Here is a 13916-nt window from a genome sequence, read left to right on the forward strand (position 1 = left end):
CTGGGACCGATGTGCTAGGACCCGGCGTCAGAGACCGAGCCCGACATAGTCGTGCTTGAGCCCAAAGGCGCGCGGGCCGAACACCTCGAGCGCCTCCGGCGTGCGCATGATCGGCGGCACGCGCACGGCCAGGACGTTGACCCGCTGGCCGTAGCGCAGCCGCTCCGTCAGGATCGGCTCCGCCGTGTCGACGTCGAGCAGGCAGATCAGGTCCGGCACGATCGCCAGCACGTCGCTGCCCTGCTCCACCACCAGGTTCTCGTTCTGGATGCGGATCCGCATCGGCTCGCCGCCACCGAACGGCTCGATCGTGGCGATGCCGACCGACCAGCCATTCTCCATCCGCCGCGCCACGTCCGTCACCTTGCCGGAGCCGACGATCCGCGCCTCCTCATAGTGGGTGGTGGCGAAGAAATCGATCAGCGCCTTCATCCCGTCGTGATGGTTCTCGCGCGCCTCGCGCAGCGTGCGGCCGATGCCGATCGCCAGCGACACGGTGCCCGGCACCGAAACGCGGCGCGCCGTCTCGCCGTTCATGCCGTAATTGGCGATATAGGCCTGTCCGCCCATGCGGATGGTGAGGCCGCGCGCGACCCATTCGGCCTTGGCGGCCGAATTCGTGCTGATGATGCCGCAATTGCCCTGCTCGTCGGCGATCGCCACCGGCGCCGCCGGCACGCCATAGACGTTGAAGGTCTCCATCTCGAGCTGCGGAAAGGCGCGGCCCATGCCGTCGCCATCGACCAGCGGCAGGCCCCGCTTCGCGGCGATCATCACCGGCGTGGTCGAGTTCACCCCGCCCGCCTCGAACGGCATGACGGCCTCGATCTTGTAGCCGACATGCGCCTCGTAGGTGTCGAAGGCGAGGCCGAGCTCCTCGCCGGAAGGGATCTTCTCGATCAGGATGGTCGGTGCGCCCATCGCGCCACAGGTCAGGACCCGGAGGTCGTCCGGCAGGTCCTCGAGCTGGAGCAGCGGCACCGGGCCGTGCTCCTCGATGGCGTTGCGCGCCAGCAGCTTGCCGATATAGGGATCGCCGCCGCCGCCGGTTCCCAGCACCGCCGCGCCGAGGGCGAGATCGTCGAGGTCGTCGAGCGTGATATGCGTGATCATGTCAGGCCATGGCCTCGATGGGGGTGAAGGGGTGGTCGAGGCCGAAGCAGCGCGGCCCGAACACGGCGAGCGCCTCGGGCGTGCGCATGATCTCCGGCACCGCGACGGCGACCACGGTGACGCGCTGGCCGTAGCGCAGCTCCTCGGTGGTGATCGGCTCGGCGCTCTCGCTGTCCATGATGCAGATGAGATCCGGCACGATCGCCTTGACGACGCCGTCGACGGTGGCGATCAGGTTCTCGTTCTGGATCTCGATCCGCATCGAGCCGACCCAGGGCGCAAGCCCGTCGATGCGGCAGCGGCCGATCGAGAAGCCGTTGCGCGTCTCGCGCTGCACGTCGGCCAGCTTGCCGCTGAAGATGACGCGGGCGTGGTGGTAGAGCGTCTGCGGCATCAGCGCGAGCAGCGCGTCGAGCGGGTTCAGGTGGTTGGCCTTCGCCTCGCGCAGGCAGCGTCCGATGCGCATCGCGAGCGTCATGGTGTTGGGGACCGAGGTCCGCTTCACGTCGGCGCCGGACATGGAATATTCGGCGATATAGGCGCAGCCGCCCATGCGGATCGCCACCATGCGCGACAACCACTCCATCGACTTGTTGTCGGCGGCCATGATCAGCGTCGAGTCGTTGTCCTCGTCGGTGACGTACATCGGGCTGCCCGACACGCCATAGACGCCGAACGTCTCCATCTGCAGTTCCGGGAAGGCCCGGCCCATGCCGTCGGCATCGACGATCGGGATGCCGAGCCGCGCGCCGACCACCAGCGGGATGGTCGAGTTGATGCCGCCGATCTCGATCGGCATCGTCGCGAACGCCTTGCGGCCGAGATGCTTCTCCAGCGACTTGAAGGAGTGCAGCGCCTCCTCGCCGCTCGGCAGCTTCTCGATCAAAACCGTCGGCGCGCCCATCATCGCGGTCGGGATGACCAGCGCGTCGTCGGGCACGTCAGCGGGATCAATCAGGTCGATGGTCAGCCCCTCGTCGAGGCATTGCTGCGCCATCAGGCGGCCGACATAGGGGTTGCCGCCGCCGCCCGTTCCGAGGAAGGCGGCGCCGACGGCGAGGTCGCGGAGGTCTTCGGAGGTAAGCTTCATCGCTTCAGCCCATCACCAGGTCGCCGACCGCCTTGACGCGGATGCGCGTGGCGCTTCCGGGCAGGTAGGCGAGCGGGACCTCCTCGATGTCGACGATCTTGACGCTGGCCGGATCGGCGCCGGCATTGGTCGAGCGCTCGGTCGCCTCGGCCTTGGCGGAGGCGAGCACGATGTCGCGCGAGGTGCCTTCGAGCGAGAAGATGCGGTCGATCTCGCCGCCGACCTGGGCGATGGCCGCGCCGATGGCGTTGGCGACCGAGGCATTCTCCGGCCGGATCACCTTCGACGCCGACGGCAGGTCGCGCGAGACCAGGATGGAGCCGCCGCCGACCAGGATGACAGGCAGCGGATCGGCGCTCGTCTTCATGCGGTCGACCGCCTCGTCGACGATGCGGTGCATGGTGTCGAGCGCGTTGTTGATCGTCTTGGCCGGGATATGGGCGACGCGCGAGCGGTCGCCGATGTCCTCGAGACCGGCCGCCACGACGATGTCGGTGGTGGTGAGCGTGTCGCCGCCAAAGACCAGCGCCTTCGAGATGATCTCGTAGCCGACCGAATCCGGGCCGATGCGCATACCCTCGTCGCGGACGATCGAGCCGCCGCCGAGGCCCACCGCGAGCACGTCCGGCATGCGGAAGTTCGTACGAACGCCGCCAATGTCGACGGCAACCGCCGATTCACGCGGGAAACCCTGCATCAGCATGCCGACGTCCGACGTCGTGCCGCCGATGTCGACGACCATCGCCTCGGTCTCGCCGGCAAGCAGCGCCGCGCCGCGCATCGAATTGGTCGGGCCGGAGGCGAAGGTCAGCACCGGGTAGCGCGCGACATAGTCCGGCGTCATCAGCGTGCCGTCGTTCTGGCTGATGAAGAACGGCGCCTCGATCGAGAGTTCCTTCAGCGCGTTGTGGAAGGAATTCACCACCTTCGTCGAGAGATCGGCGAGGCAGGCGTTCATGATCGTCGCGTTCTCGCGCTCCAGGAAGCCGACGCGGCCGATCTCGTGCGAGAGCGAGATGGAGAGATCCGGCACCTCGTTCAGGAGGATCTCGGCGGCGCGCTGCTCCATCACCGGCGTCACCGGCGAGAACACCGAGGTGATCGATGCGGTCTTCAGGCCCCGCGCGCGGATCTCGCCGGCGATCCGGAGAATCTCCTTCTCGTCGAGCGGCGAGATCTCGCGGCCGTCAAATTCGTGGCCGCCGCGCACCATGAAGATGTGGCGGCCGAGCGTGGTGGCGAGGTCGTTGGGCCAATCCGTCATCGGCGGCAGGCCCTTGGTCGCCGGCAGGCCGAGGCGGATGGCGGCGACCTCGAGCAGGCGCTTGCGCTCGACCACGGCGTTGGTGAAGTGCGTGGTGCCGATCATCACCGCCTTGATCTCGGACACCGAGACGCCGGTCATGCTCAGCACGTTCTTGAGCACGGTGCTGATGCCCGAGCTCACATCCGACGTGGTCGGTGTCTTGCAGGCGCCCTTGACGGTCATGCCGTCCATGAGGGCGGCGTCCGTGTTGGTGCCGCCGACGTCAATGCCGATACGCATTATCGAACCTCGATCCTGGAATTGTTCGGTGCAGTCTTGTCAGGCGACCAGCGCCTCTGACCATTCGGGGTCCCAGCCGATCGTCACGACCGTGCCGGGGGCGAAGCGCTCGACATGCGCCTGGTTCTGGCGTTCGGCGATGATCTGCTGCTCGCCGACCTGGAGGCGGTAGCGCACGATGGCGCCCTGGTAGGTTTCGCTGAGCACGGTGGCGTCGAGGCGGATGTCACGCTCGCCGACGGCGCCGCCGATCAGCACGTTTTCCGGCCGCACCACCAGCTTGGCGGCGGAGCCCGGCGCGACGCCGTTCGCGGCGCGGGCGAAGAGCGGACGTCCCGCGAGGACGACGGTGACGCCGTCGCCGTTGCGGTCGCTGACTGTCACGTCGAGCATGTTGGAATGGCCGATGAAGCTGGTGACGAACAAAGTCTTCGGCCGCTCGTAGATCTCCTGCGGCGTGCCGATCTGGACGATGCGCGACTTCGACATCACGCCGATCCGGTCGGACATGGTCAGCGCCTCGTCCTGGTCGTGCGTGACATAGACGGTGGTGATGCCGAGCTTCTTCTGGAGATCCTTGATCCAGAACTTCATTTCCTCGCGCAGGCCCTTGTCGAGCGCCGAAAGCGGCTCGTCGAGCAGCAGGATGCGCGGCTCGGTGACCAGCACGCGGGCGAGCGCCACGCGCTGCTGCTCGCCGCCCGAAAGCTGGCGCTGGTAGCGCTCGCCATAGCCGGCGAGGCCCACCTGCTTCAGCGCTTCGGTGACGCGCCAGGCGATCTCGTTCTTCGCGCGCTTGCGGAGCTTCAGGCCGAAGGCGATGTTCTCCGCCACGTTCATGTGCGGAAAGATCGCGTAGTTCTGGAAGACGATGCCGATGTCGCGCTTCTCCGGCGGCAGCGCGGTGACGTCATCCGATCCGATCAGGATCTTGCCGGAAGTCGGCTTGATGAAGCCGGCGATCATGCGCAGCGTCGTCGACTTGCCGCAGCCGGAGGGGCCGAGGAGGGAGAAGAACTCCCCCTCCCCGATATGCAGGTCTATCTCGGAGACGGCGTTCCCCTCGCCATAGGTCTTGGTGAGGCTTTGGAGACGGATGTCAGACATGGTGATGAGGTTCCGTTGCCGGGATCGATCGGGGCGGAGCGGTTCGCGTCAGCCGGCGAAGATGCCGTTCACGGTCTCGACGATGTCCTCTTCGTGCTCGTTGTAGCTCTTCCAGTCCGGCGTCCAGTAACCGGCGATCGCATCGGCCGTGTTGGTCACGCCCTTGGAGGCGAGGTTCGGGGTGATCACGACGTCCTTGTTGACCGGGCGCTGGTAGAAGGTGCTGCCCATGACCGACTGCAGCTTGGTGTCGAGCGTGCGGTTCAGAAGCGCGTAGGCGAGCTTCTTTTCGACCGGCTCGGCATAGCGGCTGACCGTCTTGGTCTGGGTCAGGATCGGCTTGATCTCGTCCCAGAGCATCGGCGCGACCTTCACGCCCTTGTCCATCTGCTGATAGACCTCGGCGTCGTGCTGGACGGCGATCTCGACCTCGCCGCGCTCCAGCAGCGTCTGCATGTTGCCGGTGAAGTCGGAGATCTTCATCGGCATGGCCTTGCGCATGGCCTCATAGCCGGCGTCGAGGTCGTACTGGTCCTTGCCGAACAGCTTGCAGGCGGCGATGAAGAAGTCCATCTGCAGACCGTTCGAGGTGACGTAGGTGCCGCGCTTGCCGGCGAACTTCTCTTCCCAGAAGTCCTTGAAGCTGGCCGGCTTCGGATCGACCAGGTCGGAGCGGTAGGCGTAGCAGTAACGCGTGTAGCTCCACGTCACGCCGACGCCGTTCTCGGTCGCGAACGGCCAGATCGACTTGGCGTTCGGCAGATTGGCGACCAGTTCGTCGATCGGCACGAAGAAATCGCCGGCCGCCGCCGTCTTGAACATCTCGCCATAGTTCCAGTTCACCAGCGCGAAGGGCGGCTTCTGCGGCCCGCCGGCGACGAATTTCGGGAACCAGGGGAAGGAGCTCTCGTAGGCGATCTTGCAGTTGAAGTCCTTCTCGAACTGGTTGAGCAGTTCCTTGCGGACGATCTCCTCCCAGAAGCCACCCCACTCCGCGATGCGGAGCGTGGCGCCGCCGGCGTCGAAGACGCTGCCGTCATAGGAGACGTCCTGCGAGAAGGCGTGGTTGATGTTGAACAGATTGACGCCGGAACCGAGCGCGAGCGCGCCGGCCGAACCCTTCAGAAAGCCGCGTCGCGTAGGGGCGGCACCCTTGATCCAATTCTTCATTGTAGTTCCCCATTGTTGTTCTGGAACACCCCGGTCCTCTTGATGGGTGGGGTGAAGACATCGGCCTTTGAGCACGCGCACGGCCTCAGGCCCGGAAGACCCTCCGCAGGCTGACAAGTCGGGACGAAATGACGGTGGATAGGACGACGAGGGCGATGGCAAAGATGCCGGCGGCCGCCGCGGTGGGCTCGAATTTGTAGCGAAGCGAAATGTACATCGCCATCGGCAGCGGCTCGTGGTTCGGGACCGACAGGAACAGCGTGGTCTCGAACTGGCCGAAGGAGACGATGAAGGCGAAGATGCAGCCGGCGGAGATGCCCGGCGCGATGATCCGGAGCGTCACCTTGCGGAACGCCGTCCAGGGCGAGGCGCCGAGGCTGCGGGCCGCCTCCTCCAGCGACACGTCGAAGCCGACCAGCGAGGCGGTGACGGTGGCGATGACGAACGGGCTCGTCACCAGCACGTGGCAGATCAGCAGCCCGGTGAAGGTGCGGGCGAGGCCGATGTCGGTCGTCGTGAAGAAGACGTAGAGCGACAGGCCGAGCACGACCCCGGGCAGCACGATCGGCAGCATGAAATAGCCGCGCAGGAACGAGGCCGCCCGGCTGCCGGAGCGCGCCAGGTAGAGCGCGGCGAGCGTGCCGATCACGGTCGAGATCGCGGTGGCGGCCAGCGCCAGCAGGAAGGAATAGAGATAGGCCGAGAGGAAGATCGGCGAGCTCAGGAAGGCCTTCACCCAGCGCAGCGACAGGCCCTGCGGCGGAAAGGTCAGGTAGTCGCCGGCATTGAGACCTGCGAGCACGACGATGGCGAGCGGCAGCAAGAGCACCAGCAGCGCGAAGCCGGCGATGAGCTTGAAGACGAGCGGGATCGCGGATTCGTCACGCATCACGTCCGTCCTCCCGCCGTGCGCACGGCAGCCTTGTGGTAGATGAAAACCGCGAACAGGCTGGTCACGAAGAGCACGACCGCGACGGCGGCGCCGAACTGCCAGCGGCCGGTCTCGGCGATCTGCTGGTAGATGTGGATGGGCAGGACCATCACCTTCCAGCCGCCCATCAGCGCCGGCACGACATAGGACGAGATCGACAGCGCGAAGACGAGCAGCGATCCCGCCAGGATGCCCGGCATGGAGAGCGGCAGCACGACCCGCCAGAACGCCTGGGCGCGGGTAGCGCCAAGGCTGCGCGCCGCCTCCTCGAGCGAGGGGTGGATCGCCTTGATGATGCCGATCAGCGACAGCACCATGAAGGGCAGCGTCACCTGCACCAGCCCGACGACGACGCCGAAGGTGTTGTACATCAGGGGCAGCGGCTTCTCGATCAGGCCGATCGACATCAGCGCGCCGTTGATGAGCCCGTTGTCGCCCATCAGCACCATCAGCCCGTACATGCGGATGACGGTGTCGAGCTGCATCGCCGACAGGACCAGGATCATCAGGAAGGTGTTGCGGCCGGGATGCTCGGTCTTGGCGATGACGAAGGCGAGCGGATAGCCGATCACCAGCGCGCAGGCCGCCACCACCGCCGCGATCCCGATCGAGCGCAGGATCGCCAGGTAATAAAGCGGCCGCGTGAAGATGCGGACGAAGTTGTCGAGGGTGAAATTGCCGGCGAAGGTGACGACGCCGGGCACCGACTTGTCGAAGGCGATGGCGAAGAGCGAGGCGGCCGGCGCCACGAAGAAGCAGAGGAACAGGACGAAGGCGGGCACGACCAGCCACCACAGGCGGAAGCCGCCGAGCGCCTCGGTGATCGATCCGCGCGCGCGGATCCTTGGTACCGCCTGGGTCTCGGCTATCGCCATCGGGTTCGCCTCCTTCCGCATGCTGGTCCGGTCTGCGCCTATTCGGCCGCGATGGCGGAGGGCAGCGTGAAGCCGTAGCCGACCAGTTCCTTCTTGGGCGGCATCGGAAATGTGAGCTTGCTCTGGCTGAGGCCGACCCGCGCCAGCGCCGCCGCGATCGATACGGCGGTCGGGATCGGGTCGATCACCGGCACGTCGATACCCCTGGCCAGCAGCCCCTCGCGAACGGCGGCGGCGCAGCCCATCAGGCCGGTGCAGCCGAAGATGATCGCCTCGGCGCCGTCCTGCTCGACGGCGATGACCGCCTGCTCGACGAGCCGGGCGCGGGTGTTGACGAGATCGTCCTCGAGTTCCAGCACCGGGATGTTAACGTGGCGGACTGAGGCGAGCTTGGTGCTCAAGCCGTAGACGGCGGCCTCGTTCTCGAACTGGGCGCGCAGGCGGCGCAGCACGGTGATGACGCTGAAACGATGGCCGAGCATGGCGGCGACGTGCATCGCCGTCTCGGCCGGGCCGAGGACCGGGATCGACACCACCTCGCGGGTGGCCCGCAGGCCGGGGTCGCCCATGCAGTCGATGACGATGGCGTCGGCGCCCTCGCGCTCCGCCTCGATCGCCTTCTCGACGGTACCGGGCACCGACATGGCGGTCTCGAATTCGCTTTCGATCGAGCCGGGTCCGGTTTCGATCTGGCTGTGGCTGACCGTCAGCCCTGCATAGTTGAGCGCGACGAGATCCGCCGGCTTGCGGAACCCTTTGGTGGTGATGGGGGACAAGACCCGCACATCGATGAGATCGCTCATGGCATTCCCTCGGCTCTGCTGCAGTGCCGAAAGGCTGGCACCGAAACGGCCGGGGGACCAAGGGTGAAGAAAGATAGGCGTCCAAGTGATTCGGAGGGTGGGTTTGCGCAACAAAACGCGCGCGACCTATCCGTTGGGATAGGAGCCGATGCCGCCCCGGCATTGATTTTCTTCTCTTTTCCGGCCGGATATGGTTGCACATTTTTCGGGCATGCCTGCAATGAGGGCACGAGTTGCTCCCGCCCGCGGTTTGACAGAAGCGGACGCGCTGGCGACCCTCGCCTCATGACCCATGCACCGATCTCCGTCTTCGACGGTCACAATGACGTTTTGCTACGCCTCCACGACATGGGTGGCGGCGCCGCCGCGATCCGCTCCTTCCTGGAAGGCGGCGGCGGCGGCCATCTCGACCTGCCCCGCGCCCGCGCCGGCGGCCTTTCCGGCGGCCTGTTCGCCATCTTCCCGCCCTCGCCGTCGATGGACGGCTTCATGGAGCTGATGCTGGGCGAGAGCTACGACCTGCCGCTGCCCGAGCCGCTCGCGCTCTGCGACGGCCAGGCCTCGACGCTGGCCATGGCGGCGCTCCTCCTCCAGCTCGAGCGCCTCTCCGACGGCGCCGTCGCCGTCTGCCGGACGGTCGCCGAGATCCGCGCCGCCGAGGCGCGCGGCGCGCTCGCCGCCGTGCTGCATATCGAGGGCGCCGAGGCGATCGACGGCGATCTCGCCATGCTCGACGTGCTGCATGCCGCGGGCCTCCGCTCGATCGGCCCGGTCTGGAGCCGACCCAACCGCTTCGGCCACGGCGTTCCCATGCGCTATCCGGGCTCGCCCGACACCGGCCCCGGCCTGACCGAGCGCGGCTTCGAGCTGGTGCGCGCCTGCAACCGCCTCGGCATCCTCGTCGACCTGTCGCATCTGAACGAGCGGGGCTTCTGGGACGTGGTCGAGGCGAGCGACGCGCCGCTCGTCGCGACCCACTCCAACGTCCACGCGCTGTCGCCGGTGGCGCGCAACCTGAACGACGCCCAGTTCGAGGCGATCCGCGCCAGCGAGGGCGTCGTCGGCTTGAACTACGCCACCGCCTTCCTGCGCGCCGACGGGCGCATGGACCCGAATACCGGCCTCGACATCCTGCTCCGCCATCTCGACGCCATGCTGGACCGTCTGGGGGAAGGCGGTGTCGCGCTCGGCTCCGACTATGACGGCGCCGTGGTGCCGGAGGCGATCGCCGACGTGTCGCTGCTGCCGCGCCTGATCGACGCGATGCGGGCGCATGGCTATGGCGACGAACTGATCCGCCGCATCGCGCACGACAACTGGCTCGATGTGCTGAATCGCACCTGGAAAGATTGACGGCTGGAAAGATTGACGGTTCAGCGCTGAGCCTTACTCATGCGCTGCGGAACGGGTTTGAAACGAGGGGATTGGAATGACGCAGTGGGACTTCTGGATCGACCGTGGCGGCACCTTCACCGACATCGTCGCCCGTGATCCGGAAGGGCGGATCCGCGCCCATAAGCTGCTCTCCGAGAACCCCGGCGCCTATCGCGACGCGGCCGTGCAGGGCATCCGCGAGCTGATCGGCGTCGCGCCCGGCGCGCCGATCCCGCCCGGGCTGATCGACACCGTCAAGATGGGCACCACGGTCGCCACCAACGCGCTGCTGGAGCGCAAGGGCGACCGCACGCTGCTGCTGATCACGCGCGGTTTTCGCGATGCGCTCGCCATCGGCTACCAGGCGCGGCCCGACATTTTTGCGAAAAAGATCGTCAAGCCGGAGCTGCTCTATGAGCGCGTCGTCGAGGTCGACGAGCGCGTCCGCGTCGACGGCACGGTCGAGGCGACACCCGATCTCGTCGCCGTCGAGGCGGCGCTCCGCGCGGCCTATGATGACGGCATCCGCGCCGTCGCCATCGTCTTCATGCATGCCTGGAGGCATCCGGCGCACGAGGCGGAAGTCGCTGACGTCGCCGAAAAGGTCGGCTTCCCGCAGATCTCGGTCAGCCACCGCGTCTCGCCGCTGATGAAGCTGGTCGGGCGCGGCGACACCACGGTGGTCGACGCCTATCTCTCGCCGATCCTGCGCCGCTATGTCGAACAGGTGGCGGGGGAACTCGGCGTCGCCGGCGGCACCTCCCCCCGCCTGATGTTCATGATGTCCTCCGGCGGGCTGACGGCGGCGGAGCTGTTCCAGGGCAAGGACGCCATCCTCTCGGGCCCTGCCGGCGGCGTCGTCGCGGCGGTCGAGACGGCGCGGCAGGCCGGCTTCGGCCAGGTGATCGGCTTCGACATGGGCGGCACCTCGACCGACGTGTCGCATTATGACGGCGCCTATGAGCGTTCCTTCGAGACCGAGGTCGCGGGCGTGCGCATGCGCGCGCCAATGATGCGCATCCACACGGTCGCGGCCGGCGGCGGCTCGATCCTGCATTTCGAGGCCGGCCGTTTTCGCGTCGGGCCGGATTCCGCCGGCGCCGATCCGGGCCCGGCCGGCTACCGGCGCGGCGGGCCGCTCACCGTCACCGACGCCAACATCATGACCGGCAAGCTGCGGCCGGAACATTTTCCAAAAATCTTCGGACCGAGCCGCGACCAGCCGCTCGACGCGGACGCGGTACGCCGGGGCTTCGCGGCACTGGCGGCCGAGATCGGCGACGGACGCAGCGCCGAAGAAATCGCTGACGGCTTCCTGAAGGTCGCCGTCGCCAACATGGCGAACGCGATCAAGACGATCTCCGTCCAGCGCGGCTATGACGTCACCGATTATGCGCTGAACTGTTTTGGCGGCGCCGGCGGCCAGCATGCCTGCCTGGTCGCCGACGCGCTCGGCATGAAGACGGTGCTGGTCCACCCCTTCTCCGGCATTCTCTCCGCCTATGGCATGGGCCTCGCCGACATCCGCGCCGGCCGCAGCCGCGCCGTGGTGGCCCCGCTCGCCGACACCGCCCTACCCGACCTGCAGGCCGAGGCCGACGCGCTCGCGACCGAGACACGCGGCGAACTCGCGGCGCAGGGCGTCGAGGCCAGCGACATCGCCGTCTTCGTCCGGGCGCATCTGCGCTATGACGGCACCGATACGCCCATCCCGGTCGAGGCGCTCGACGGGCCGAACGGCGCCTGGCTCCCCCTCGCGGCCATCCGCGACGCCTTCGAGGCGGCGCACAAAAAGCAGTTCGGCTTCGTCTTCGAGAACAAGGCGATCGTGGTCGAAAGCCTGGAGGTCGAGGCGGTCGGCGGCGGCGCGGCGATCGAGGAGCCCGACGAGGCCGCGCCGGAAAGCCGGCCCGACCCCGCCGACAGCGTCACGATCTTCTCCGAGGGCGCGGCGCATCCGGCCGGCATCTTCCGCCGCGCCGATCTTCCGCGCGGCGCCGTCGTCGCCGGCCCGGCGCTCGTCATCGAGCCGCACCAGACCATCGTCGTCGAGCCTGGCTGGCAGGCAGAGATCACTGGCCGCGACCATGTCGTGCTGACCCGCGTCGCGCCGATCGAACGCCGCCACGCCGTCGGCACCGAGGTCGACCCGGTGATGCTGGAGGTGTTCAACAACCTCTGCATGTCGATCGCCGAGCAGATGGGCCTGACGCTGCAGAACACGGCGCATTCGGTCAACATCAAGGAGCGGCTCGATTTCTCCTGCGCCGTGTTCGACCATTCGGGCGCGCTGATCGCCAACGCCCCGCACATCCCGGTGCATCTCGGCTCGATGGATCGTTCGGTCGAGACGATCATCGAATTGAACCGGGGCGCGATGCGGCCGGGCGACGTCTATGCGCTGAACGCGCCCTATAATGGCGGCACGCATCTCCCCGACATCACCATCGTCTCGCCCGTCTTCGACGATCAGGGCACAGAAATCCTGTTCTTCGTCGCGAGCCGCGGCCACCATGCCGATATCGGCGGCACGGCGCCCGGCTCGATGACGCCGCGCGCCACGACCGTCGACGAGGAAGGCGTGCTGATCGACAATTTCAAGCTCGTCGACCAAGGCCGCTTCCGCGAGGCGGAGCTGGTCGAGCTCCTGACCGACCACCCCTACCCCGTCCGCAACCTCGCCCAGAACGTCGCCGACCTGAAGGCGCAGATCGCCGCCAACGAGAAGGGCGTGCAGGAACTCCGCAAGATGGTCGAGCATTTCGGGCTCGACGTCGTCACCGCCTATATGGACCACGTCCAGAACAACGCCGCCGAAAGCGTCCGCCGCGTGCTCGGCCGACTGAAGGACAGCGAATTCGCCGTCGAGACGGACCAGGGCGCCGTCATCCGCGTAAAAGTCACCGTCGACCGCGAGAAGCGCGAGGCGACGGTCGATTTCACCGGCACCAGCCCGCAGCAGAAGACCAACTTCAACGCGCCAGAGCCGATCACGCGCGCGGCCGTGCTCTACGCCTTCCGCGTCATGGTCGAGGGCGACATCCCGATGAATGCCGGCTGCCTCCGGCCGATCCGCATCATCATTCCCGAGGGCTCGATGCTGGCGCCGCGCTATCCCGCCGCCGTCGTCGCCGGCAATGTCGAGACCAGCCAGCAGGTGACCAACGCACTGTTCGGCGCCTTCGGCGCGCTCGCCGCGTCGCAGGGGACGATGAACAACCTCACCTTCGGCAACGAGACCTACCAGTATTACGAGACGCTCTGCTCCGGCGCCCCGGCCGGCGTCCTCAATGACGGCACCGGCTTCGACGGCGCCGACGGCGTGCATGTGCACATGACCAATTCGCGCCTGACCGATCCCGAGGTGCTGGAGTTCCGCTTCCCCGTCCTGCTCGAGGATTTTCACATCCGCGAGGGTTCCGGCGGCCGCGGAAAATGGTCGGCCGGCGGCGGCACCAAGCGGACGATCCGTTTCCTGGAGGCGATGGAGTGCGCCATCCTCGCCTCGCACCGGACGGTCGCCCCGCATGGCCTCGAAGGCGGCGAGCCCGGGGCGCTGGGCAAGACCGAGGTGCGCCGCGCGGACGGTCGGGTGGAGATCCTTGAAGGCTGCGACCAGACCGTCCTGCAGCCGGGCGAGGCCGTGATTGTCACGACGCCGACCGGCGGGGGATTTGGGAGGGCCGGCTAGGCCAACTCTCGCCCTGCCACGCACTATTCCCCATCATCCTGAGGAGGCTTGCGCCAGCAAGCCGTCTCGAAGGACGCACCGCCGAAATGCAGGCGTTGCATCAGCGCCCTGCGTCCTTCGAGACGCCCCTTCGGGGCTCCTCAGGATGATGATCGGGGGAGCCTGGCATCATGACCGGGTAGGTCAGCACCTGCCTCTCAGGGAGAGGTGAAGAAC

10 protein-coding genes are annotated in these 13916 nt (G+C 67.3%); 2 read left to right on the forward strand and 8 right to left on the reverse strand.

Features of this window, described 5'->3' with window-relative positions; all coding sequences use genetic code 11:
* Nucleotides 1-27: 27 nt before the first annotated feature.
* From K32_RS15200 to K32_RS15235, 8 genes are all read right to left on the reverse strand, one after another.
* Entirely contained in the window at nt 28-1113 is a 1086-nt protein-coding gene (locus tag K32_RS15200) for a DUF917 domain-containing protein (protein ID WP_371812688.1), read from the reverse strand.
* A gap of 1 nt (nt 1114) precedes the next feature.
* On the reverse strand, nt 1115-2203 hold the full coding sequence (locus K32_RS15205; RefSeq protein ID WP_201400331.1) for a DUF917 domain-containing protein: 1089 nt from the start codon (nt 2201-2203) through the stop codon (nt 1115-1117).
* Nucleotides 2204-2207: 4 nt separating this feature from the next.
* Entirely contained in the window at nt 2208-3749 is a 1542-nt protein-coding gene (locus K32_RS15210; protein WP_201400332.1) for a hydantoinase/oxoprolinase family protein, read from the reverse strand.
* Between the two features lie 39 nt (nt 3750-3788).
* The gene (locus K32_RS15215) at nt 3789-4856 is read right to left on the reverse strand and encodes an ABC transporter ATP-binding protein (protein ID WP_201400333.1); all 1068 of its coding nucleotides are present in this window, start codon (nt 4854-4856) and stop codon (nt 3789-3791) included.
* 48 nt (nt 4857-4904) lie between these two features.
* Nucleotides 4905-6026, reverse strand: a complete 1122-nt coding sequence (locus K32_RS15220; protein ID WP_201400334.1) for a PotD/PotF family extracellular solute-binding protein — start codon at nt 6024-6026, stop codon at nt 4905-4907.
* An 85-nt stretch (nt 6027-6111) separates the two neighbouring features.
* Complete coding sequence (locus K32_RS15225) at nt 6112-6915, reverse strand: ABC transporter permease (protein WP_201400335.1); 804 nt, start codon at nt 6913-6915, stop codon at nt 6112-6114.
* The gene (locus tag K32_RS15230) at nt 6915-7832 is read right to left on the reverse strand and encodes an ABC transporter permease (RefSeq protein ID WP_201400336.1); all 918 of its coding nucleotides are present in this window, start codon (nt 7830-7832) and stop codon (nt 6915-6917) included. Before K32_RS15230 ends, K32_RS15225 begins: the two co-directional genes overlap by 1 nt.
* Nucleotides 7833-7870: 38 nt before the next feature.
* On the reverse strand, nt 7871-8635 hold the full coding sequence (locus tag K32_RS15235) for an aspartate/glutamate racemase family protein (RefSeq protein WP_201400337.1): 765 nt from the start codon (nt 8633-8635) through the stop codon (nt 7871-7873).
* A 285-nt stretch (nt 8636-8920) separates the two neighbouring features.
* Between K32_RS15235 and K32_RS15240 the strand changes: the two genes are divergently transcribed.
* Nucleotides 8921-9988 carry a dipeptidase gene (locus K32_RS15240; protein ID WP_201400338.1) on the forward strand — a complete coding sequence of 356 codons (1068 nt, stop codon included), beginning with the start codon at nt 8921-8923 and terminating at the stop codon, nt 9986-9988.
* Between the two features lie 76 nt (nt 9989-10064).
* Nucleotides 10065-13700, forward strand: coding sequence for a hydantoinase B/oxoprolinase family protein (locus K32_RS15245; protein ID WP_201400339.1), 3636 nt, complete (start codon nt 10065-10067; stop codon nt 13698-13700).
* Nucleotides 13701-13916 lie beyond the last annotated feature (216 nt).

It is taken from the genome of Kaistia sp. 32K (assembly GCF_016629525.1).
In the GTDB taxonomy this organism is placed as follows: domain Bacteria; phylum Pseudomonadota; class Alphaproteobacteria; order Rhizobiales; family Kaistiaceae; genus Kaistia.